Annotated in this window: 19 protein-coding genes and 3 tRNA genes; 9 read left to right on the forward strand and 13 right to left on the reverse strand. The window is 64.6% G+C overall.

From position 1 onward, the window contains the following. Positions 1-180: 180 nt before the first annotated feature. The gene (locus AB3X95_RS05935) at positions 181-2,055 is read left to right on the forward strand and encodes an ABC transporter ATP-binding protein (RefSeq protein WP_368620885.1); all 1,875 of its coding nucleotides are present in this window, start codon (positions 181-183) and stop codon (positions 2,053-2,055) included. A gap of 77 nt (positions 2,056-2,132) precedes the next feature. On the opposite strand, the gene AB3X95_RS05940 is transcribed toward AB3X95_RS05935, so the two are convergent. The 3 genes from AB3X95_RS05940 to AB3X95_RS05950 all read right to left on the reverse strand — a co-directional run bounded on the left by AB3X95_RS05940 (position 2,133) and on the right by AB3X95_RS05950 (position 4,921). Beyond that, complete coding sequence (locus AB3X95_RS05940; RefSeq protein WP_176366083.1) at positions 2,133-2,597, reverse strand: DUF2214 family protein; 465 nt, start codon at positions 2,595-2,597, stop codon at positions 2,133-2,135. Positions 2,598-2,747: 150 nt separating this feature from the next. Further along, positions 2,748-3,602, reverse strand: coding sequence for a hypothetical protein (locus AB3X95_RS05945; protein ID WP_176366084.1), 855 nt, complete (start codon positions 3,600-3,602; stop codon positions 2,748-2,750). A 254-nt stretch (positions 3,603-3,856) separates the two neighbouring features. After that, complete coding sequence (locus AB3X95_RS05950; RefSeq protein WP_176105482.1) at positions 3,857-4,921, reverse strand: glycosyltransferase family 4 protein; 1,065 nt, start codon at positions 4,919-4,921, stop codon at positions 3,857-3,859. Positions 4,922-5,616: 695 nt separating this feature from the next. Here AB3X95_RS05950 and AB3X95_RS05955 point away from each other — a divergent pair. Further along, positions 5,617-7,452: an ABC transporter ATP-binding protein gene (locus AB3X95_RS05955; RefSeq protein ID WP_176105481.1), complete on the forward strand. Its 1,836-nt coding sequence runs from the start codon at positions 5,617-5,619 to the stop codon at positions 7,450-7,452. Positions 7,453-7,537: 85 nt separating this feature from the next. On the opposite strand, the gene otsA is transcribed toward AB3X95_RS05955, so the two are convergent. Together otsA and otsB are read right to left on the reverse strand one after the other, a co-directional pair. Continuing rightward, complete coding sequence (gene otsA / locus AB3X95_RS05960; protein ID WP_368620886.1) at positions 7,538-9,016, reverse strand: alpha,alpha-trehalose-phosphate synthase (UDP-forming); 1,479 nt, start codon at positions 9,014-9,016, stop codon at positions 7,538-7,540. Positions 9,017-9,068: 52 nt separating this feature from the next. Further along, on the reverse strand, positions 9,069-9,818 hold the full coding sequence (gene otsB / locus AB3X95_RS05965; protein ID WP_176124153.1) for a trehalose-phosphatase: 750 nt from the start codon (positions 9,816-9,818) through the stop codon (positions 9,069-9,071). A gap of 473 nt (positions 9,819-10,291) precedes the next feature. On the opposite strand from otsB, the gene AB3X95_RS05970 reads away from it, so the two are divergent. Genes AB3X95_RS05970 through AB3X95_RS05980 form a run of 3 tightly spaced genes read left to right on the forward strand, consistent with a single transcriptional unit; the run spans position 10,292 to position 12,332 of the window. Then, positions 10,292-10,918, forward strand: coding sequence for an SCO family protein (locus tag AB3X95_RS05970; RefSeq protein WP_368620887.1), 627 nt, complete (start codon positions 10,292-10,294; stop codon positions 10,916-10,918). Positions 10,919-10,946: 28 nt separating this feature from the next. Continuing rightward, a complete protein-coding gene (locus tag AB3X95_RS05975) occupies positions 10,947-11,408 on the forward strand; it encodes a copper chaperone PCu(A)C (protein WP_368620888.1) in 462 nt (153 codons plus the stop codon). Positions 11,409-11,447: 39 nt separating this feature from the next. Then, entirely contained in the window at positions 11,448-12,332 is an 885-nt protein-coding gene (locus tag AB3X95_RS05980) for a cytochrome c oxidase assembly protein (protein WP_176366088.1), read from the forward strand. 11 nt (positions 12,333-12,343) lie between these two features. Here the strand turns inward: AB3X95_RS05980 and AB3X95_RS05985 are convergent, their stop codons facing one another. The 8 genes from AB3X95_RS05985 to uvrC all read right to left on the reverse strand — a co-directional run bounded on the left by AB3X95_RS05985 (position 12,344) and on the right by uvrC (position 18,865). Continuing rightward, on the reverse strand, positions 12,344-12,844 hold the full coding sequence (locus tag AB3X95_RS05985) for a GNAT family N-acetyltransferase (protein WP_176124157.1): 501 nt from the start codon (positions 12,842-12,844) through the stop codon (positions 12,344-12,346). A gap of 117 nt (positions 12,845-12,961) precedes the next feature. Then, a complete protein-coding gene (locus tag AB3X95_RS05990; RefSeq protein WP_176366089.1) occupies positions 12,962-13,942 on the reverse strand; it encodes a sensor domain-containing diguanylate cyclase in 981 nt (326 codons plus the stop codon). A gap of 141 nt (positions 13,943-14,083) precedes the next feature. Next, complete coding sequence (locus tag AB3X95_RS05995) at positions 14,084-14,833, reverse strand: TraB/GumN family protein (RefSeq protein WP_176124159.1); 750 nt, start codon at positions 14,831-14,833, stop codon at positions 14,084-14,086. Positions 14,834-15,210: 377 nt separating this feature from the next. Beyond that, positions 15,211-15,284: transfer RNA gene (locus tag AB3X95_RS06000), tRNA-Cys, on the reverse strand. A gap of 129 nt (positions 15,285-15,413) precedes the next feature. Next, positions 15,414-15,489 (reverse strand) — tRNA-Gly (locus AB3X95_RS06005). A gap of 63 nt (positions 15,490-15,552) precedes the next feature. Beyond that, positions 15,553-15,628: transfer RNA gene (locus tag AB3X95_RS06010), tRNA-Gly, on the reverse strand. A gap of 199 nt (positions 15,629-15,827) precedes the next feature. After that, on the reverse strand, positions 15,828-16,421 hold the full coding sequence (pgsA, locus tag AB3X95_RS06015; RefSeq protein ID WP_176105472.1) for a CDP-diacylglycerol--glycerol-3-phosphate 3-phosphatidyltransferase: 594 nt from the start codon (positions 16,419-16,421) through the stop codon (positions 15,828-15,830). Between the two features lie 212 nt (positions 16,422-16,633). Further along, positions 16,634-18,865, reverse strand: a complete 2,232-nt coding sequence (uvrC, locus tag AB3X95_RS06020; protein ID WP_368620889.1) for an excinuclease ABC subunit UvrC — start codon at positions 18,863-18,865, stop codon at positions 16,634-16,636. 255 nt (positions 18,866-19,120) lie between these two features. Between uvrC and earP the strand changes: the two genes are divergently transcribed. The 4 genes from earP (at position 19,121) to AB3X95_RS06040 (ending at position 23,316) form a co-directional block, all read left to right on the forward strand. After that, positions 19,121-20,314: an elongation factor P maturation arginine rhamnosyltransferase EarP gene (gene earP / locus AB3X95_RS06025; RefSeq protein ID WP_368620890.1), complete on the forward strand. Its 1,194-nt coding sequence runs from the start codon at positions 19,121-19,123 to the stop codon at positions 20,312-20,314. 392 nt (positions 20,315-20,706) lie between these two features. Then, complete coding sequence (gene efp, locus AB3X95_RS06030; protein ID WP_176105469.1) at positions 20,707-21,264, forward strand: elongation factor P; 558 nt, start codon at positions 20,707-20,709, stop codon at positions 21,262-21,264. A 273-nt stretch (positions 21,265-21,537) separates the two neighbouring features. Continuing rightward, a complete protein-coding gene (locus AB3X95_RS06035) occupies positions 21,538-21,744 on the forward strand; it encodes a CsbD family protein (protein ID WP_176105468.1) in 207 nt (68 codons plus the stop codon). Positions 21,745-21,933: 189 nt separating this feature from the next. Then, complete coding sequence (locus AB3X95_RS06040; protein WP_176110284.1) at positions 21,934-23,316, forward strand: sigma-54 dependent transcriptional regulator; 1,383 nt, start codon at positions 21,934-21,936, stop codon at positions 23,314-23,316. Positions 23,317-23,355 lie beyond the last annotated feature (39 nt).

Below are 23,355 nucleotides of genomic sequence, written 5' to 3' on the forward strand. Positions count from 1 at the left end.
CGCAGCCGCCTCGACAGGCGCGCCGCGTTCACTCCAGACAGTCCGTAGTTCCGTTGCCGTTGTTTGCCGCGGTACTTTTTTGCGTGTTCCCGCGCGCATTCCGGCATCCGCTGGCTGTCTACCCTTTTTCGCTTATGACTGGAACCTCGGCGCGCTCGTGCGTCGCCGGGTCGAAAGCAAATGGCCAACAAAAAACTCGATTTTCGCGGACAAGCCTTCAAGGATGTCCTCGGCTTCACCTTCCGTCACTGGGCCCAACAGCCGTGGCGCATCATCGTGATGGCGGCCCTCGCGCTGTTCACGGCGGGCGCGGACATCCTCACGCCGGTCTTCGCCGGACGTCTGGTGGACGCGATCGCGGCCGGTCCGGCGTCGTCGGCGCCCATCTGGCATCACGCGCTCGAGGCCTTCGGCGTGCTCGCCGCGCTCGGCCTGACCGCGACGCTGCTGCGTCAGGGCGTGTACTTCAACATCATCCGCTTCACGCTGAAGATGATGAGCGAGATCGCCGCGCGCGCGTTTCATCGCGTGCAGCGCTTTTCGACCGACTGGCACGCGAACAGCTTCGCCGGCTCGACCGTGCGCAAGATCACGCGCGGCATGTGGGCGCTCGACCTGCTGAACGACACGCTGCTGATCGCGTTGCTGCCGTCGTTGGTGATGCTGGTCGGCGCGACGCTGCTGCTCGGTTCGCGCTGGCCGATGATGGGCGTCGTCGTCGGCATCGGCTCGCTGCTGTACATCGGCGTGACCGTGACGGTGTCGCTGGGCTTCGTCGCGCCATCCGCGCGTCTCGCGAACGCGTGGGACACGCGCATGGGCGGCGCGCTCGCCGATGCGGTCAGCTGCAACGGCGTCGTCAAGGCATTCGGCGCGGAAGCGCGCGAAGAAGCGCGCCTCGGGTACGTGATCGGCAAATGGCGGCAGCGCACGCGCCGCACGTGGGTGCGCGGCACGCTCAACGGCGGCCTGCAGGGCGGCATGCTGGCCGCGATTCAGGCCGCGATTCTCGGCGTTGCGTTGCTGCTGTGGGCACGCGGCGAAGCGAGCGTCGGCGACATCACGTTCGCGTTGACGATGTTCTTCATGCTGCAAGGCTACCTCCGCGACATCGGCATGCACATCCGCAACCTGCAGCGCTCGGTCAACGACATGGAGGAACTGGTGTCGCTCGAAAGCCAGCCGCTCGGCATCGAGGATCGTCCCGGTGCCGGTCCGATCGCGATCCGCAACGGCGAAATCCGCTTCGAGCATGTGTCGTTTCACTATGGCGCGCACAGCCGGCCGCTCTACGACGACTTCTCCATCCGCATCGCGCCGGGCGAGCGCGTCGGGCTGGTCGGTCATTCAGGCTCGGGCAAGACGACCTTCATCAAGCTGATCCAGCGCCTTCACGACATTTCGGGCGGGCGGATCACGATCGACGGCCAGGACATAGCGCAGGTCCAGCAAGCGTCGCTGCGCAGCCAGATCGCGATCGTCCAGCAGGAGCCGGTGCTGTTTCACCGCTCGCTTGCCGAGAACATCGCGTATGGACGACCCGGCGCGAGCCGCGCCGACATCGAGCGCGCCGCGCGGCTCGCCAGCGCGCATGACTTCATCGCCGCGCTGCCGAACGGCTACGACACGCTGGTCGGCGAACGCGGCATCAAGCTATCGGGCGGCGAGCGTCAACGCGTCGCGATCGCGCGGGCGTTTCTCGCCGACGCGCCGATCCTGATTCTCGACGAAGCCACCTCGAGCCTCGACAGCGAAAGCGAAGTGCTGATCCAGCGCGCGATGGAGCGGCTCATGCAGGGGCGCACCACGCTGGTGGTCGCGCACCGGTTGTCGACGGTGCGCGCGCTCGACCGGCTGCTCGTGCTGGACAAGGGCAAGGTGATCGAGGAAGGCAGCCACGACGCGCTGATCAAGCGCGACAACGGCTTGTACCGTCGCTTGTTCGAGCGTCAGGCGCTGGAGTTGATCAAGGGTCTCGGCGAGCCGGAACTCGTGCGCGAGTCGGCGGAGGTCAAGGCCGACCGGGTCGACGATTCGGGCTTGCTGGTCGGCTAGCGCGACACAGGCGTGCACGAGGCGCAACGCTTGGCGCGCGCCACCAGCCCGTCGCAATGGAAAGAAGGCCTGCCGCGCTACACCGCGCCGGCCGGCAGCCCGATGCCGCGCGCCATTCCTGCGGCCGCAAACACCATCAGAACCAGCAGCACGGTCTGGATTACGCTGAAATGCGCGTAGGAACGCGCCTTCTTCAGATTCGGCGCCGCGCCGCTGCGGATCGACGCCCGCCAGCGCATCAGGCCGAGCATCGTGGGCACTTCGAGGATCAGGATCAGCACCAGCAACGTCATCTTCACGTGAAAGAGCGGCTCGTGCAGGTAGTAGTCGGCGCCCTTCTCATAGCCGCCGAACACGCGCATCAGGCCGGTCACGATCAGCACCAGCGCGGCGATGCCCCAGCGTGAATCGGCGCGGAACACCGAACGCAGCGCGGCGGGCACCGACGCGCGACGCAGCGACCACGTGCGTCGGAGAATCGACGCGAGCGCAAAGCCATAAGCGAGCAGATGAAGGGCGGCAAGCAACCAGCGAACCAGCATAGCGACTCCTGCGAAAGACGCGATACGATCGATGAGTGTCCTACTCGCCCGCCAGCAGGCCGGGCGCCTTGATTTCATTATCGACGAAGCTTCGCTTCGGGATGCGTGCGACGGCCACGCGATGTGACCGATAGCACAAAACGTGCAGCGTCAGACCTGGCGCAGCGTCGTGTCGAGCGCGCGGGCGGCGACGCGATCGCCTTCGGTCGTCAGCGCGGCGCTGAAAACGGTCTGCCGGTTGTGCCCCGCGGCGGCAGGCGAATCCCACAGCAACTCGACCTTCGGACGTACGCCGAACGTGCTGCGCGCCAGCGAGGGCGCCGCGACCGACGGCATCGGCGCCGCCGACGCACCGGCCTTGCCCACCGCGCCGAACGCAACTGCGGGCGCGGGCGCCGGCGTCGCGCGCGCATCGGAACCGCTCGCCCAGCGCACCGACAATTCGCGCGCATCGTATTGCCCCACCTTGCGCCGCTCGGCCCACACGACGACGGTGCGCGTCACCGGATCGAGCGACACCGCGTAGCGGCCGATCGCAAAGCGCCGCGCCGCCACATTGGTGCGCCACAACGGCAGCGGCCGGCAGATCCACAAGACGATCGCATACAGCACCGGCGCCGCGACAAGCCAACCGTTGGTGGCCGCGACCGCCTGCATCGCGCGACGCCAGCCCGCGCTCGCGACGAACGCGCCGACCGACCACAGCGCAAACAGAAACCCGAGGAACGCGAACAGCCGCAGCGCCTGACGCAGCCATTGCGGCAACGGATGGAACGGACGCTCGGCGACGGCGCGCGCGCCCGGCAGGAAGATCAGTAGGAACAGAAAGACGAGGTTGATACATGCCCACGGTGAAGACGCCATCGCGGTCAGCGCGGTGGTCAGCCTCATCTCGGACATCGAGAAAAGCCAGCGGACGGCGAGCACGAGACCGATGGCGCGCAACGTAAAAATCGTTCCGGCGCCGGGCGCGGCGTTCGCGCGCGTCTCTTTCGTTCTCGCCAAGGCATCCTCCTGTCGTCGGCGGCACCGCAGCTCAATTTGCGGCACGGCAATTATAGGGATATTACCGAGCCTGGCTCGTTCGCGCCGCGCGGAAACCGGTATTTTCATCGGTACACCGACGAAAAACGCGGCGCGCATGCAACAACGCCCCGCCGGCAACATGCCGGCGGGGCGTTCAGAGCAGCGAAGGAAGCGTGATTCCTGCTGCCGGCGTCTCATCTGCCGCGAAACAACCGCGGCGAATCAACCGCCAATCAGCCCGCGTTGACTTCGCGCAGCACCGTGCGATGCTTGCTGCGCAGCAGGTCTTCGTAGACGGCGACGTAGTTCTTCGCCATCACCTTCGACGTGAAGCGTGCTTCGAACGCCTTGCGCACGCCAGCGCGGGGCAGCGTGTGCAGACGCTTGAGCGCAGCGACCGCGCTGATTTCGTCTTCGACGACGAAACCCGACACGCCGTTTTCGATCACCTCCGGCACCGAACCGCGATTGAACGCGATCACCGGCGTACCGCAAGCCATCGCCTCGATCATCACCAGGCCGAACGGTTCCGGCCAGTCGATCGGGAACACCAGCGCATGCGCGTTGCCGAGGAACTCACGCTTTTCGGCTTCGCCGATTTCGCCGATGTACTCGACATGCGGGAGCGCCATCAGCGGCTTGATCACTTCTTCGTAATAGGCACGGTCGGCCTTGTCGATCTTCGCGGCGACCTTGAGCTTCATGCCTGCCTGGCCGGCGATGCGGATCGCGCGGTCGAGACCCTTCTCCGGCGAAACGCGGCCGAGGAATGCGAGGTAGCCTGGTTCGACGTCGGGGATCGGCGTGAGCACGTTTTCCGGCAGACCGTGGTAGACGGTTTGCAGCCAGTTCGCCTGTTGCAGCGGGATGCGCTGGTTGTCGGAAATCGACACGACCGGCACGTCCTTGAACGTATTGAAGATGGGCTGCAGTTCTGGCAGATCGAGACGGCCGTGCATCGTAGTCAGGAACGGCACCGGCTGACGCGCGAACAGCGAGAACGGGTAGTAGTCGATGTGGAAGTGCAGCACGTCGAATTCGTCCGCGCGGCGGCGCACTTCTTCGAGCAGCAGCATATGCGGCGCCATCACGTCGCGGATCGTCGGGTCGAGGCGCAGCGCCTGCGGCCAGAATGCTTCGAGCTTCGCCGAGGTTTGCGAATCACCGCTTGCAAACAGCGTGACGTCGTGGCCCTGCTCGACCAGCGCCTCGGTCAGATTGGACACCACGCGTTCCGTACCACCGTACAGCTTGGGAGGAACCGCCTCGTGCAGCGGAGCGATTTGAGCGATTCGCATATTGACGAACTCCTAGTAAAAAATCAGGCAAAGGTACTGCATTTGGAAAAAGCGACTCGCTTGCTCGCCAGGGCAGTCTGGCCGGAGATACCGGCGCGGGCCTGATTCTTTTGAGAAATCCTGCGATGGATCGCTTGGGTCAAGAGCCCAGACAAGTGGATCAGCGTCTGCGCATGTGCGAGTAAACGCGCATGGGGCACCTACGTTGACAAACTGTCAGAAAATTTGCCGGGGCTAACGAGCAGGCATTATCGATGCCCGAATTGTCGCCGCACCACAACATTTCAAAGTCTTTACGTTGTTACAAACGCGAAACACTTTGCAAACCCTTGTTTTCAAAGACAGTTCTACAGTGTCCAGGAGGTTCGGCGAGGCACGACGTACCGAGCGGTGAACTCTCGCGCATCAAACGTTGCCGGTAGGAATTGCAAAATTGCCACGGCCCGGTTGAATGCAAACTGTAATTATATCTCGAAATTTTCCGCAATCTGCCTGAAGGGCCCGTCGGCTGGCGTGTCGAGACGACGCAGATCGCGGAGGTCTATCGCGAAATCAATCGCGTCAAAGCCCGGATACACAGGGCGCAATCGTCTTTGCATGTTTACAATGCGAAGCATCGGCTTCACGGAGAGCCATCTTGTCCGTGTGGTCCGCGCATTGCATGCACAACCCGCAACACATCGATCTCAGCTCAATTGGAACACTTGACCATCGCCCAGCGAAACGCCCAGAACGCAAAGCTCGCGAGCTATGCGCACCGGCCGCTTGCGTTTCTCTTCCGCTTTATCCGCCGTCATCCGGTCGCGCACGCGATCGTGCTGTGCAGCGTGTTTGCGGCCGTGGGCTGTGCACTCGCTTCGCAATACGCGATCAAACATCTGATCGACGTGCTCGGCGGTGGCCGCCATCATCCGGGGCCGTTGTGGGGCGCGTTCGCGATCCTTGTCGGCCTGATCGCCGCCGATAACCTGTTATGGCGGCTCGGCGGCTGGTTCGCCGCGCACACGTTCGTCGCCGTGACGGGCGATTTGCGGCGCGACCTGTTCCAGTACCTGAGCGGCCATTCACCGACCTACTACGCCGAAAAGCAGCCCGGCATGCTGGCAAGCCGCATCACCGCGACCTCGAACGCCGTCTACACCGCCGAAAACACCACCGCGTGGAACGTGCTGCCGCCCTGTATAGCTGTGCTCGGCGCGATCGTGATGATCATCTCGGTGAACCCGCTGATGGCCGCCGGCCTGATGTTGTGCTCGGCGATCCTGGCGGTCGTGCTGTACAAGCTCGCGGGCCGCGGCTCCGCGCGTCACCATAATTTTGCGACCAAGGCGGCATCGGTCGACGGCGAGCTCGTCGACGTGATCAGCAACATGGGCCTGGTGCGCGCGTTTGGCATGACGTTCCGCGAACAGCAACGTTTTGCGTCAACGGTCAAGTCGGAAATGGACGCGCGCCAGCAAAGCCTGCTGTACCTGGAAAAGCTGCGTCTGCTGCACGCCGTGATCACCGCGCTGCTGTCGGCCGGCCTGCTCGGTTGGGCGCTGTGGCTGTGGGACCAGGGCCGCGCGACTTCGGGCGACATCGTGCTCGTCAGCTCGCTCGGTTTCACGATCCTGCACGGCACGCGCGATCTCGCGGTCGCGCTCGTCGACGTCACCCAGCACGTCGCGCGACTCGCGGAGGCGGTGCGCACGCTGCTCGAACCGCACGGCATGCCCGATCGCGACGACTCGACCGAACTCGTGCCCCAGGGCGGCCGCGTCACGTTCGACGGCGTCACGTTCGCCTATCCGCGCCGCCGGCCGATCCTCGATCACTTCGACCTCAATATCGAGCCGGGCCAGCGCGTCGGCCTGATCGGCAAGTCGGGCGCTGGCAAATCGACGGTGCTCGCGCTGTTGCAGCGCTTCTACGAAACCCAGGGTGGCGCGATCAAGATCGACGGCCAGGACATCGCGTCGATCACTCAGGACAGCCTGCGTCACGCGATCGCGCTGGTGCCCCAGGACATCTCGCTGTTCCATCGCACGGTGTACGAGAACATCGCCTACGGCCGCCCGGAAGCGAGCCGCGAGGAAGTGCTCGCCGCAGCGCGCGAGGCGCGTTGCGCGGACTTTATCGAAGCGATGCCCGAAGGCTACGACACGATCGTCGGCGACCGCGGCGTGAAGCTGTCGGGCGGCCAGCGCCAGCGCATCGCGATTGCGCGCGCGATTCTGAAAAACGCGCCGATCCTGCTGCTCGACGAAGCCACGTCAGCGCTCGACAGCGCGTCCGAGGAAGCGATCCAGAAGGCGCTCGACCGCCTGATGGTCGGTCGTACCGTGATCGCGATCGCACACCGTCTATCGACGCTGAACAACTTCGACCGGATCATCGTGATGAGCGCCGGAAAGGTCATCGACGACGGCTCGCCGGAAGAACTGCGTCAGCGTCCGGGCCTCTATCGCGACCTGCTCGCCAAGCAGTATGGCAAGGGCCAGACGCTGCATATCGGCGGCAAGAAAGTCGACGAACAGCACGTGGCCTGACGCCACGCAGGGTCCAGGCGCTGCGCGCCGCATGCAAAAAGCCGCTCCAGGGAGCGGCTTTTTCCTGTCTGGCTTCGCGGCTAGCTTAGCCGGTCACGCGCTCGCGCGCCGCCCTCTTCCGCCCGGCGTGACCCGCACCCGCGGCCGCGCGCGCCTTCCCGCTTCTAGCGCGCTTCGCGCCATCGACGCTCTGCAGATCGCGCATGAAGTTATCGCGCCACACCGACACGTTGTTCTCGCGCAGCTGCGCCATCATGTCGCGATAGCGCGCCTGGCGCTCGGCGAGCGGCATGTCGAGCGCCTGAGCCAGCGCCTCCGCCATGCCGTCGATATCGACCGGATTGACGATCAGCGCGCCGTCGAGCTCCTGCGCCGCGCCCGCGAAGCGCGACAGCACCAGCACGCCGGGATTCTCCGGATCCTGCGCCGATACGTATTCCTTCGCGACGAGGTTCATGCCGTCTCGCAAAGGCGTCACATAGCCGACGTGCGCGGTGCGGAACAGCGCCGCCAGCACCGAGCGCTCGTATTGCTTGTGGATGTACAGGATCGGCGTCCAGTCCAGCTCGGCGAAACGCCCGTTGATCCGTCCCGACTCGCCTTCGAGCTGCAGCCGGATGTCCTGATACGCGTGCAGGTCGGCGCGCGTCGGCGGCGCGATCTGCAGGAACGACACCTTGTTGCGCTGCGCGGCCGTATGCTCGAGCAGGCGCTCGAACGCGCGGAACCGCTCGACCAGCCCCTTCGAATAATCGAGCCGGTCGACGCTCATGATCAGCTTGCGCGAATGCAGCGTCGCCTTCATCGTGCGCACCGGCTTGCCGCGCTCGCCCGCCTTGGCGAGCTCGGCGATCTCGTCCGGATAGACGCCGATCGGATACGCCGACGCGCACAGCGTGCGGCCGAACGCATGCACGGTGAGCGGACCTTTCGGCGACGCGTCGATCGAGCCGCCCGCCTCGTTAATGACGTAGTCGCAGAACGCGCGCAGATCAGGGCCGGTCTGGAAGCCGAGCAGGTCGAACGAACACAGCGCCTCGACGAGCTCGCGATGCGGCGGCACCGTCAGCAGCACCTGCGCGGCCGGAAACGGAATGTGCAGGAAAAAGCCGATGCGGTTCTTCACCCCTGCCGAGCGCAGCGCCTGCGCGAACGGGATCAGGTGATAGTCGTGCACCCAGATCACGTCGTCTTCGCGCAAGAGCGGCACGAGTTGCTGCGCGAGCCACGCGTTGACGCGGCAGTAGCCTTCGAAGTCGTGCCGGTCGTAGTGCAGCAGGTCGGATCGATAGTGGAACGCGGGCCACAGCGTCGCGTTCGAGAAACCGCGGTAGTACTGGTCGTAGTCGCGGCGCATCAACGGGACGGTCGCGAAGGTCACCGGACCGCGCTCCTCGAGCTTGATCTGCGGCTGGCCGGAGCTGAGCACGTCGCCGCTCCAGCCGAACCACATGCCGCCGGTCTCTTTCAGCGCGTCGTACACGCCGACCGCCAGACCGCCCGCCGCCGGGCCGCCCTCCGAAATGGGCGCCACCCGGTTCGAAACAATGATCAGTCGGCTCATGAAGCGCGATTCCCGATGCAGTATGTTGTTTTCGTTGAACGTCGCGCCGGCGTCATGCGCCGCGCGCCGCCGCGACAATCGTTTCGAGCCAGTCGAGCAGTGACGACACCGACTCGACGCGCGTGCGCGCCATCGTTTCGCCCGCGCCAACCTTGATCGACAGACCGCCACGTTCGTTGACGACCGCGAAGCCCTTCTCGTCGGTCAGATCGTCGCCGGCGAACACGGGCGTGCGGCCGGTGAACGGTAGCTCCTCCAGGAACGCGCGCGTCGCGCGGCCCTTGTCGACGTCCTTCGGCTTGATCTCGTAGACCATCTTGCCGGGCTGCAGCACGTACGACGCGGGGTAATCGGCGACGAGCCGCTCGGTTGCCTCGCGCGCGACCGGCTCGCGGTCCGGCGCATTGCGGTAGTGCAGCGCGAGCGCCGCGCCCTTGATCTCGAGCAACATGCCCGGGTGCTCGTTGACGACTTGCGCGAGCACCTGCTCCATGCGCAACAGGCGCTGGTCGTGAAAGCCGATGCGCTGCGTGTCGCCGTTCGCATCGCGCCGCTCGGCGCCGTGCAGACCAGCGACCGGCAGATCGGGCATGCCGAGAAAACTGTCGATGCTGTCGATGCCGCGCCCGGACACCACCGCAACCGCGCCATTCGTCAGGCTGCGCAGTTCGCGCAGCAGGTCGATCACGCGCGGCTGCACGAGCACGCCGTCCGGCGTGGGGGCGAGTTCGACGAGCGTGCCATCGAAGTCGAAGAAAAATGCCGTCTCGCTCGGAGACAGAACAGCCGGAAGTGCTTGCATTGCCTGAGTTCGCCTTTCAGCCATTTGGGGCCGGAAAAGTGTGCGCATCTTACCGCGCATCGGTCAATTTTTCGAGAAAGTAAGCCGGGGCTCAAGCCCGGCGCGCCGTTTGTCCGCCCGCTTGCGGCGATTGCATTCAAAAGCGCAACCATCGGGCTTCGCCCGACTTTTAGCCTGGTGCGTCATATTGACCCGCAAATCGTACGCCCGGCGCGCCGCGCGACGCTGGCGCCAATTTTGCGCTACAGTCGCTGCCACACAGACCGTCGGCGTAATGCGCATCGTTGCACCTGCCGCTCAATTGCGTGCCGCGCGCGAATCTTGCACGGCATGATCGGGCGACGGTGCGCCTCCCCGCTCCATCGATTCGTGTGGCCTGCTCCCCAATCGAGTCATTGAACCCCGCTTTGTTCCCGATCTTTCCGCCCCAGCGCCCGCAGCCAAAGCCGTCCCGCTCACGATCCAACCGGTCCATGCACCGGTTGACGCACGGGGTGGCACGCCGGTTTGCGGCGGCAGCGGCGCTGGGCACGCTGGTCGCGCTAGCCACACTGAACGGTTGCACGCAGCGCGCCGAGCCGTGGCGGTTGACCAACGTGACCGGGCACCTGCCGGATCTGGACTTTTCGTTGACCGACGACACCGGCCGGCCCGTCAGCGCCGCTTCGTTCAAGGGCCGCACCTCTCTGGTCTACTTCGGCTACACGCATTGCCCGGACGTCTGCCCCGAAACGATGGGCCGTCTGATGCAGGTGCTGGGCAAGCTCGGCCCCGAGGCGCAGAAAGTGCGCATCCTGTTCATCACCGTCGATCCCGCGCGCGACACGCCGCAGGCCTTGCACGACTATGTCGGCGCGTTCGACGCGCAGCACGCCGAAGGGCTGACCGGCACCGACTGGCAGATCGAGTCGCTGGCGCAGCGCTATCGTGTTGCGTATCAGATGGAAAAGCGCGCCCCGAACGGCAACTACGAGGTCACGCACAGCTCCGCCGTCTATGTGTTCGACAGCCAGGGCCGCGCGCGCCTGCTCGCCACCGATCACGACACACCCGATGCGATTGCGCAGGACTTGCGCCGCATCATCGATGACCAATCCTGATTCTTCTTTGATCCCACTCCATTCCATCATGACGATCAAGCTCAGACCATTCGCTTCCCTCGCCAGCACGCTCGTGCTGTCTTTCGGCGTCGCGTCCGCCGCGCACGCGGCCGATGCTCACGCGATCAGCATCAAGGACGCGTGGGTCCGCTGGCTGCCGAACAACCTGCCCGCGGCCGGCTATGCGACGCTCGTCAACGCGAGCGACAAGCCGATCGACCTCGTTGACGTATCGAGCGACGACTACGGCGACGCGATGCTGCATCAAACCGTATCGAACGGTTCGACCCAGAAGATGGTGATGGTCGACAAGCTGACGGTGCCCGCGCATGGCCAGGTCGCGATCACCCCGGGCGGCTATCACCTGATGCTCGAGGACGCTAAGCACAAGGTCGCGCCGGGCGACACCGTGCATCTGACGCTGAAGTTTTCCGATGGCGAAACGTTGAGCGCGCCGTTCGCGGTCAAAGGGCCGGGCGAAACCAAGTAAGCGGCAACACGGGCCGCCGCCACCGCACACGCCATCGCCATGAACCTGCTCTACTGGCTCGATCCCTGGGAGTTTTCGCCGACCGTCGTGATCGCGTTGCTGATTGCCGCGATCCTGTTCGTGCGCGGCGCGCGCAAGGCGCGGCTGTCGTTCGCGCGGCGTCTGTCTTTCTGGTTCGGGCTGGTCGCGCTGTATGTCGTGCTGCATACACGGCTCGATTATTTCTTTGAGCATGAGTTCTTCATGCATCGATTGCAGCATCTGGTGCTGCATCATCTCGGGCCGTTCTTCATTGCGCTGTCGTATCCAGGCGCGGCGTTGCGCGCGGGCATTCCATTGCGCTGGCGACAGCGCTTCGTGCGGCCCGCGCTGCAAACTCCGCTCGTGCGCGGGGCGCTCGACGTGGTCATGCACCCGGTCGTGGCAGTCACGCTGTTCGTCGGGCTGATCTATTTCTGGCTGCTGTCGCCGATCCATTTCATCGCGATGCTCGACTGGCGGATCTATCGCGTGATGAACTGGAGCATGGCGATCGACGGCCTGCTGTTCTGGTGGCTCGTGCTCGATCCGCGTCCGGCGCCGCCCGCGCGTCTGTCGCCGGGCAAGCGCGTGCTCGTCGTCATTGCGGCGATTCCGCCGCAGATCATTCTCGGCGCGTTCATCTTCTTTACGCCGCACGAGCTGTATCCGATCTATTCGATCTGCGGCCGCGCGTTCACATGGCTGAGCCCGATCCGCGATCAGCAGATCGGCGGGCTCCTGCTATGGATTCCGGGTTCGATGATGAGCGTGGTCGGCGCGCTGATCGCGCTGCGTCACTGGATGCGGCTGTCGGCGCGCGGACGACTGCGCGCCGAGCGGCGTGCGAAAGCGGCGCGCGGGCTCACGCATGCGGCGTCGACGACCGCGAACGGGCCTCGCTGACCCGCTCGCGTTCAGGGCGAACGCATCCACACATGCGGGATGCCGTCTTCGTCGTGAATCTCCGAGACCGGCTCGAAGCCGAACGCACCGTAAAAGCCTTGCAGATGCGCCTGCGCGTGCAGACGGATCGGCGTATCGGGCCACTGCGCACGAATATGCGCGAGCGAGCGTTCGAGCATCGTATTGCCGAGACCGATGCCGCGAAACGACGCGGTGGTCAACACCCGGCCGATCCGTATGTCGGCATCCGTCGCATCGGGCAACAACACGCGCAAATAGCCCGCCAATGGCGGCAGCGCCGCGTCGCCGCCGGTGCCATACGCGAGCAGATGCCAGGCTTCGACATCGAGCCCATCGATATCGCCATACACGCAGTTCTGTTCGACGACGAACACCGCGCTGCGGGCGGCCAGCATCTCATAGACTTCGACGCTCGTGAGGTCCGCGAACGGCTTCCAGCGCCATTCGAGTTGGGCGAGCCGCGCGGCGGCGGTGTGCTGCAAATCAGTCATCGGTAGCTTTCAGGTCAATGCGCGACAGCGCGGGCAACGATCCGCAATTATGCCGCGCGTGCCTGTGTTGGGCCATCGCGCGGGTCGGCTTGAGATTGGCCGCGAGTCGGCCGCCCGTCAGTGCCGTTGCGCCGAGCGCGCCTTTGACGCCTGCTTGTGGCTATACATCGCTGCATCGGCCGCGGCGAGCAGTTCGGCGACCGTGCCGTGGCGCGTCGGCTCGTACGTGACCTGGCCGACGCTGAAGTGGATCTGATAGCCGCGCAGCAACTCGGCATTGCGCCGGTCGAGCAGGTGCTCGAGACGCTGCGTCACTTCATGCGTCTCCGCGTTGCTGGCGCCGGTCAGCAGCGCGACGAACTCGTCGCCGCCGAGCCGCCCGATCACGTCGCTTTCGCGCAGCGCAGCGCGTAGCACCTCGGCGAACGCTTGCAGCGCGCGGTCGCCCTCGGCGTGTCCGAGCGTGTCGTTGATCTGCTTGAAGTCGTTCAGATCGAAGAACAGCAGCGACGCCGGCTTATCCATGCGCCGACAAACGTTCAGCGCGTGTTGTGCGAGCACTTCGAAACCGCGTCGGTTCGACAGCAGCGTGAGGTCGTCGAGCGTGGCCAGCTGGATCGCGGCGAGTTCCTGTTCGGCCATGCGCGCGAGGTCGCGCAGCAACGCGCGATCTTCGTCATCGAGCATGCGCGGCTTCGTGTCGAGCAGGCACAGCGTGCCGACCTTGCCGCCGTTCGCAACCTGCAGCGGGCAGCCTGCGTAGAAGCGGATGTGCGGTTCGTCGGTGACAAACGGATTGTCGTTGAAGCGCGGATCGGCGAGCGTGTCGGGCACCATGAAAATATCGTCGCCGAGAATGGCGTGCGCGCAAAACGACACGTCGCGCGAGGTCTCGCTCACCTCCAGGCCGATGCACGATTTGAACCACTGCCGGTTCGCATCGACGAGACTGACGACGGCGATCGGTACACCGAATAGCCGCCGCGCGAGGCGGGTCAGGCGATCAAAGCGCTCTTCCGGCGCCGTGTCGAGAATATGCAGTGCGTGCAATCCGTCGAGACGGGCGCTTTCATTGCTGGGGATCGGAGGAACGAGCATGGAGTGAGGTCTGCGGGTGTCGGATGTTCTAAGGGGTAAGGATTAGTGTATAGCGGCATTCCGGCGCGTGGAATTGACGAAACGGCCGGCCGTCCGGGCGGTCGACACGGCGGTGTGCAGTCGCGAAATCCGCGCAAGCGTTCAGAACACTGCTTGCACGGGTCGCGCGAGACAGTCGAGCAGATTGTCGGGACCACACAGATGCAGCGCGCCGACGACCACCAGCGTGCGCTCGCGCACGTCCAGCAATTCGTTCAGCCGCGCGGCCCATGCGCGATTGCGAACGTCGAGGATCGCCTGACGGATGCCGGGCAGATTGAACATCGGTGATTCGACGGCGATTTGCTGTATCGCTTGCAGATCGCCGTCCAGCCACGCCGCGTGCATCCGCTCGAGCGTGCGCTGCGGCTCGCCGCGATCGGCCATCAGCATCTCAAGCGCGGCGGCAATCGCTTCGAGCGGAATCGATTCGAGCGTGACAGCGACGTCCTGTGCGTACTCGAGATAGCGATACGGCTTCGCCTGCGCGAGCGCCGAGCGCAACATGCGCGGCTCGACACCCTCGACGACCTGCTGCAGCAGCGTCGGCGCGACGATCAGCGCGGCCCACGGGCGCAGTGTTTCAAGCGGCGCGAGCAGATCATCGGTTGGCCATAGCGCCTGCAGTTGCGTCCAGGCTTCATCGCGCATCAAGGGCCGCAGTTGTGCGGCAGCGGGGTGTGCGTCGGCTTTGAGAAACGGCAGGATCGTCGCTGGATCGGACTCGAATACGAGCGCGTCAGCCCAGTCATAGGCCTCGGCGATCCATGGCGGCGTTCGACGGCTCGTCACGGGAAACAGATGCATCGAGCCGAGCAAGCGGACCTGCGTGCCGGTGAGTTGGAAATACATGCGGCTTCAATGAGAGCGGGCGATGACGATGCTGTGATTCTATCGTCCGTTCCGGATGCGGCGCGCCGACGTGTTTTGTCCTTCTCCGCGAGCCGGACACGCCGCCAATCGGAATGCGCTGCTCATGTGTGAGTCGGAGTCAAACGCGGTAATAGCGATACACCGAAAAATGCGGTCGTGTTACGTCCAGAACAACGCTGCCCTGCCGTCGATCAAATCCACTCTCCGTTTCTGATTGATTCGAAGCGACGTCTACAGCGCGCGATGGAATCGACCGGTCCGCTCACATCGCTGACGACGGTCGGCAAATGCTGGCGAAAGAGGAATAGAAAAGCAAAAGCCCCGACAAGTCGGGGCTTTTGTTTTACATCAAAGACTGGAGGCGCGAGCCGGAGTCGAACCGGCCTAAACGGCTTTGCAGGCCGCTGCATAACCGCTTTGCTATCGCGCCGCAAGCGGACTGGAACCTAGACACGGGTTCGCAGATTTATCTGGTGGTCACCAGAAGAACCGAAGCTCTGGAAATTTCAGAACGACCGGCCTTCCAAACAAAAAGGGAAGCGTTGCTTCCCCTGATGTATGGAGCGGGAGACGAGGCTCGAACTCGCGACCTCAACCTTGGCAAGGTTGCGCTCTACCAACTGAGCTACTCCCGCATTGAACTGCTTCACACCGCGCTGCGTTTTTTACTTCGCCAAACAACGCGATGCTTCGAAAACTGGAGCGGGAAACGAGGCTCGAACTCGCGACCTCAACCTTGGCAAGGTTGCGCTCTACCAACTGAGCTATTCCCGCGTTGTACTGCATTTACTTGCTACTGCCTTACCGCGTCTCCGGTGTTTCTCGTTGCGTGCATCGGAGAAACGAGATTATGGAGAAACGACTGAAACGTGTCAACCCCTTTTGGCCCATCTGTTTTAAAGAAATATTTCGCTCGTAGTAGCGAAGGGTTCGAACACACTTTTGCGTCCGCGCGCTCCTTTTGTTCACGCCATCACGCGACACCACCGCGCTCGCGAATCTGCGGCCACGCGAGCTTCATGTAGTACAGCATCGACCAGATCGTCAGGAACGCGGCCAGATAGATCAGCCACAGGCCCCACACCCGTGTGTCGACCGTCACGCCGCCGCCGAGCGGCAGTGGACCATAGAACAGCAGCATCGGAATCGCGACCATCTGGCACGCGGTCTTGAACTTGCCGAGCGAGTTCACAGCAACGCTCTTCGAAGCGCCGATCTGCGCCATCCATTCGCGCAGCGCCGAGATCGCAATTTCGCGTCCGACGATCACGAGCGCGATCGCCGAATCGATCCGCGCGAGTTGCACGAGCACGAGCAGAGCCGCAGTGACCATCAGCTTGTCGGCGACCGGATCGAGAAACGCGCCGAATGCCGAGGTCTGATTCCATTTGCGGGCCAGAAAGCCGTCGAACCAGTCGGTGAGCGCCGCCAGAATGAAGATCGTCGCGGCCGCGAGATTGCGGTGCGCGGGGCTCATCATCATGTCAGGTAAATAGTACACACCGACGACGAGCGGAATCAGCACGATCCGCAGCCAGGTCAGGAATATCGGGAAATTAAACGGCATGGGGGCAGGCGCAGCGTCTGACAAGTGAGTTGCAATTGTGCCGTGTCACAAGGCCTGCCACAAGCAAGCGGCCCGGGCATGGCCGCGCGGAAGCGGCAAGCGGCCCGGGGCCGGCAAGGGTGCGGACCCGGCGCCAGCCGGCGCTTGCGCAGCGCGATGCGTCAGTTCCAGCGAGCCGTCGTGCCGATAACAGCGCGGCGCGGCTCGTCGATTCAATGCAGTTGCCGGTAGATCTGCTCGGCGAGCGCCTGCGAAATACCTTCAACGCTCGCGAGATCGTCGACGCTCGCCGCCACCACACCGCGCAAGCCGCCAAACCGCGCGAGCAGGCGCTGACGCCGCTTGGCCCCCACGCCTTCGAGTTCTTCGAGCCGCGAGGTCTGGCGCGTCTTGCCGCGTTTGGCGCGCATGCCGGTGATCGCGAAGCGGTGCGCTTCGTCGCGGATCTGCGCGACCAGCATCAGCGCGGCGCTTTCCTTGCCGAGTTCGAGCGGCGCACGGCCGTCGGCGAAAATCAGCGTCTCGAGACCGACCTTGCGCCCCTCGCCCTTCGCGACGCCCACCAGCATGCCGGTATCGAGCCCCAACTCGGTGAACACCTGCCGCGCGATTTCCACCTGCCCCTTGCCGCCGTCGATCAGCACGATGGTCGGCAGCACGCCGCCGGCCGCGGCCGGCTCGGCGGCATCGGCGGCGAGCGACGGATCGGCGGCCGCGTCGCTTTGCGATTCGGCGGCTTCGTCGCTCGCGTTCGCGGCGGCTTGCGCGACCATCTTCTCGTAGCGGCGCGTGAGCACCTGGCGCATCGCCGCGTAATCGTCGCCGGGCGTGATACCGGTGATGTTGTAGCGGCGATACTCGGACGACTGCATCTTGTGGTGGTGATAGACGACGCACGACGCCTGCGTCGCCTCGCCCATCGTGTGACTGATGTCGAAGCATTCGATGCGCAGATGCGCGAGGTCGTCGCACTCCATGCCGAGCGTGTCGGTCAGCGCGCGCGTGCGCGCCTGCTGCGAGCCCTGCTCGGAGAGCAGCCGCGCGAGCGCGAGCCGCGCGTTCTGCTCGGCCATCGCGAGCCACGCGCGTCGCTGACCTTGCGGTTGACGCAGCACGCTCACCTTGTGACCCGCCTGCTCGATCAGCACGTCGACGAGCTCGCGCGCCGGCGCGTGGCTAACCACCAGCACCGGCGGCACGCGATTGCCGAGGTAATGCTGCGCGATGAACGCTTCGAGCACTTCGGATTCGACGCCGCCGGGCGCGCGGCCTTTGCGCCCCTTCGCCGCCGGGCCGGATTGTGGGTTCCCGTCGGCGCCTTCGTCCGTGCCTTCGTCGCTGATGGCGTCCGCGGTCGCTTCGGTAGCCTCGTCGAGCGCTTCTTCGTCACTACCATCGGTGTCTTCGTCTTCCGATGGCATGTCCTGCGCGATCGCGAGCGCATCGGCCGTGGCGCTCGCCGCTGCGGCCGACGGCGCGACTGCTTGCCCACCCGCCGATGCATCGTCCTGATCGCCGTCTTCTTCCAGCCCGCCTTCTTCCGCCGTCAACGCGCTCTCCACGTGCGCGGGAAAGTACGCCTTGTCGCCGAGATGCCGCCCGCCGCGCACCATCGCGAGATTCACGCACACGCGGCCGCCCAGCGCGACCACCGCGAGAATGTCGACGTCGCTATCGCTGCCGACTTCGATCGCCTGTTGATGCAGCACCGTCGACAGCGAGCTCATCTGGTTGCGCACCGCCGCGGCCTGTTCGAACTTCAGCTCGCTCGCGAACGCGTGCATCTTCTGCTCGAGCTCTTTCATCACCTCGCCCTGGCGGCCGAGCAGAAAGCGCGACGCGTTGGCGACGTCGCGCGCGTAGTCCTCTTCGCTGATATTCGCCACGCACGGCGCCGTGCAGCGGCCGATCTGATGCAGCAGACACGGCCGCGTCCGGTTGTTGAACACCGAGTCCTCGCAGGTGCGCAACTGGAACACGCGCTGCAGGATCTGGATGCTCTCGCGCACCGCCCACGCGCTCGGGAACGGACCGAAGTACTGGTTCTTTCGATCGACCGAGCCGCGGTAATAGGCCATGCGCGGAAACTTGTGGCCGGTCAGCTTCAGATACGGATACGACTTGTCGTCGCGAAACAGGATGTTGTACCGCGGCGTGAGAGCCTTGATCAGGTTGTTTTCGAGCAGCAGCGCCTCGGCCTCGGAACGCGTGACAGTTGTCTCGATGCGCGCGATGCGCGTGACCATCATCGCGATACGCGGCGACAGCTGCGTCTTGGTGAAATAGCTCGATACGCGCTTCTTCAGATCGCGCGCCTTGCCAACATAGAGAACCACGCCGCTCATGTCGTAATAGCGGTACACGCCGGGCAGATGCGGCAGTTGGCCGAGCACTTTTTTCGGCTCGAAGGTGTCGGGGGCGTCGGTTGCTTCGGGTTCGGTCATGCGGGATCGATTGGGGTGGGACTGTCTCGCGCTGCCTCGCCGCTTGCACCGATTGCGCCGATTGCGCCGATTGCGCCGGCGGGTGCCCGGCACCATGCACCGGGGGTCGTGTCGCGCGTCGCGCCATGCGGTCCGCGTGGCGGACCAACGGCGCGCGCGATCGCGAGCGAGGCTTTAGAATCGCCAGTTTAGAACATTCCGCGTTCGTTCGAACCCGCTCCGCGTCGCCGGAGTCACCGAGCCAGCCGAGCCGCCATGTCCTCCGTCGCACCCGCTTCCGGATCACCCGCCGCCCCTGCCAACCCGATCGCCTGCGATATCTTCTGCGCGGTCATCGACAACTTCGGCGACATCGGCGTGTGCTGGCGCCTCGCGCGCCAACTCGCGCACGAGCATGGCTGGCAGGTGCGCGTGTTCGTCGACGATCTGCATGCGTTCAAGAGGCTGTGCCCGTCGCTCGTGCTCGAGCGTGCGCGGCAAACGCTCGACGGCATTGTCATCGAGCATTGGCACGAGCCGTCCCATGCGGGCGACACGCTCGAAGTCGCCGACGTCGTGATCGAGGCGTTCGGCTGCGAACTGCCTCCCGTCTATATCACGGCGATGGCCGAGCGTGCGCGCGCGCCGCTGTGGTTCAACCTCGAATATTTGAGCGCGGAGGACTGGATCGCCGATTTTCATTTGCGGCCGTCGCCGCATCCGCGCTACGCGCTCAGCAAGATCTTCTTTTTTCCCGGCCTCGGCCCCGGCACCGGTGGCGTCTTGAAGGAGCGCGATCTCGACGCGGCGCGCGCCGCGTTCGAAGGCTCGCCGGCCGCGCGCACCGACTGGTGGCGCAACGTCACGGGCCACGCGCCGCCGCCCGCCGACGCGACCGTCGTGTCGTTGTTCGCATACGAAAACCCGGCCGTCGACAGTCTGCTCGAACAATGGCACGACAGCGCAAGCCCGATCGTGCTGCTGGTGCCCGAAGGTCGCATTTCCGGCGCGCTCGCGCGTTTTTTCGGCCTACCGTCGTTTGCGGCGGGCACCCATGCGACGCGCGGCAACCTCAGCGCGCACGCACTCGCCTTCACCGAACAGCCGGGCTACGACGCACTCCTATGGGCGAGCGACATCAATTTCGTGCGCGGCGAGGACTCGTTCGTGCGCGCGCAGTGGGCCGCCAGGCCGTTCGTCTGGCACATCTATCCGCAGGCCGACGACGCCCATCTGCCAAAGCTCGACGCCGCGCTCGCGCACTACACGCGCACGCTGTCCAGGGACGCCCGCGCCGCGCTCGGGCGTTTCTGGCACGCGTGGAACGGCGCGGGTCAGCCGGACTGGGCGGAATTCCAGCGCCACTATCCGGCGCTTAAGCGGCGCGCCGCCGCCTGGGCGGTCGAACTCGCGCAAGTCGGCGATCTCGCCGGAAATCTGACCTCGTTCGCAAAAACTCAGTTAAAATAAGCGGTTATCCAACGGCCGACGACGCAAGCGCGGCCCGATTCGAGCAATAACCCCATGGTCAGCCCGTCTGACCGGTCCCCTCGAAAAACACAGCACGTGTCCCGATCTCCTGGTCGGGCACGCGAATGTCAAAAAAGGGACGTATGTTTGGGCGTGTTGCAGATCGGCGCCACTCGTGTACACGCCCGAACAGGGTAAAAACTCAGGTAACGGACAGGTGGAAACGCCGGGGCATCACGCCGCGATTTTCGCCGTGAGCCGGTCCCGTTTCACGCATCCGGGCTGCGGTCGCTTCGAGCGGCGCGCGGCAGGCGGTGGCGAAACGCCGAAGCCGCTTGGCACCTATGCCGTTGAGCAACAGTTAAGCTATTTATCTCGTACAGGACAGTTTTATGAAGACCGCACAGGAACTCCGCACCGGCAACGTCGTGATGATCGGCGCAGACGCAATGGTCGTGCAAAAGGCCGAATACAACAAATCGGGCCGTAACTCCGCCGTCGTCAAAATGAAGTTCAAGAACCTGCTGACCGGCGCAGGAATGGAAACCGTGTACAAGGCGGACGACAAGTTCGACGTCGTCGTGCTCGAGCGCAAGGAAGTGACGTACTCGTACTTCGCTGACCCGATGTACGTGTTCATGGACGCCGACTACAACCAGTACGAAGTCGAAGCCGAAATGATGGGCGACGCGATGAACTACCTCGAAGACGGCATGGCTTGCGAAGTCGTGTTCTACAACGAGAAGGCCATCTCGGTCGAACTGCCGACCACGCTGGTTCGCGAAATCATCTACACGGAACCGGCAGTCAAGGGCGACACGTCGTCGGGCAAGGTCCTGAAGAACGCCAAGCTGAACACCGGCTTCGAACTGCAAGTGCCGCTCTTCTGCAACATCGGCGACAAGATCGAAATCGACACCCGTACGCACGAGTACCGCAGCCGCGCCTAAACGGCGGCCTGCGTCACCCCGCCAGCGCCGGCGCCCTGCCGGCCTGCACCCAGAGCGCTCAATTTTTGGGCGCTTTTTCTTTTCTGTCGCGCCGTGTATGGTTTAGGAAAACTTTACCGGCAAATTTCTCAAAATTGCCATCGCGACATCCTGAATTCGCGTCGCGCGCGCGGCAGGCCCTTGATCCATTTCATCCAAGCTTTTTGGCACGATCCCTGCTAGGTGGAGAGAGTTACGCGAGTACCGCTCAATTTCCACCTTGGGAGAGCCACCATGAACAACGACATTGCTGAAGGTAAATGGAAACAGATGGTCGGCAAGGCGAAGGCCGCATGGGGCGAACTGACCGACGACGAACTGACCAAGGCCGAAGGCCGGGCCGACAAGCTCGCCGGTCTGATTCAGGAACGCTATGGCAAAACCCGCGAACAGGCGGAACTCGAAGTGCGCCGGTTTTTCGATAGCAACCGGGATTTCTGACAGGAGCAGTGAAGGAACTACAGGCGCCGGCCCGCGCCGCTCAAGACGCATTGCCGGCGGCTGTCGTTTTTTCACCGTACAAGGACCGTTCGTTTAGCCCTGTCATCGAGCCCCCAGGAGCCCGCGGTGCGCGCCATCAGTGTTGGCGGCGCGCCGGGCATTCAACCCATTCATAAAATTGCGCTCGCCATGCCACACGCCCTGATTGTTGAAGACGATCCCAATAGCCTGTCCGGGCTGTCGGCAATCCTCGCCGCCGACGGCTTTTCAGTCGACACCGCGACCACGCTCGCCGAGGCGCGCGGCGCATTGACGCGCTTCATTCCGGACGTCGTGCTCGTCGACCTGAATCTGCCGGATGGCAGCGGACTCGATCTGTTGCAGCATCTGCCCGCGCATCCGCCAGGCGGCGCGCTTCCGGTGATCGTGATGACCGGCAATGCGACCGTCGAGAGTGCGATCGAGGGCTTGCGGCACGGTATCTGGGACTATCTGCTGAAGCCGGTCAACATCCCGCGTCTGCGCAGCCTGCTCGCGCGCATTCCGCGGCCTTATGAACTGACCGAGGAAGTCCAGGCGCTGCGTGCATCGCTGCGTCAACTGGGACGCTTCGGTTCGATGCTCGGCCGCAGCAGCACGATTCAGCACGTGTACGACACGATCGAGCGGCTTGCGCCGACCGAAGCGGCGGTGCTGATCTCCGGCGAAGCCGGCACCGGCAAGGAGATCGCCGCGCACACGCTGCACGACATGAGCCGCCGTCGCAAAGGCCCATTCGTCACCTTCGATTGCCGCGGCGCGGCCGCCGGCGGCCTCAATCGCTCGCTCGACAGCATGCTGTTCGGCCACGAACGCGGCGCATTCGGCGGCGCCGAGCAGCGCGAGCCAGGCCTCTTCGAACAGGCGAGCGGCGGCACGCTGTTCATCAACGAAATCACCGAGCTGCCGCGCGCGCAGCAGGAAGCGCTGTTGCGCGCGCTCGATTCGCAGACCTTTATGCGCGTGGGCGGTAGCAACCAGATCGTGACCGACTTCCGACTGATCGCGTCGACGCGCAAACCGCCGCGCGCGGCGGTCGCGGACGGCTCGCTGCATCAGGACCTCGCGCTGCGTCTCGAAGCCGCCGCGGTCAACCTGCCGCCGCTGCGCGAGCGCGGCGAAGATCCGGTGCTGATCGCGCAGGCAGTCGTCGACGAACTGAATGTGGAAGCGACCGCGCGCGGCACGCCCGAGGTCGCGAAGCAGGCCGGGCCGAACTTCCTGCGCGAATGCCTCGCGTACGACTGGCCGGGCAACGTGCGCGAGCTGCAGGAACGCGTGCGGCGCGCCTATCAGGCATCCGGCGACGTGATCGAATCGTTGCGCGCCGACGAAGCTGGCACGGCCAACGGCCGCGAGCTGAACGGCAGCCGCGTTCAGGTGACGGTCGGCACGCCGCTCGCGGATGTCGAAGAAATGCTGATTCGAGCGACGCTCGATGCGGTCGGCGGCACGCGGCATCGCGCCGCGTCGTTGCTGGGAATCAGCCCGAAGACGCTCTACAACAAGCTGCAGCGCATGCGCTTGAACTGAGCGATTGCTCGACGGCGGTTCGAGCGAGTCGGAGCTGAT

Source organism: Paraburkholderia sp. BR13444, assembly GCF_040948755.1.
Lineage (GTDB): Bacteria > Pseudomonadota > Gammaproteobacteria > Burkholderiales > Burkholderiaceae > Paraburkholderia > Paraburkholderia youngii.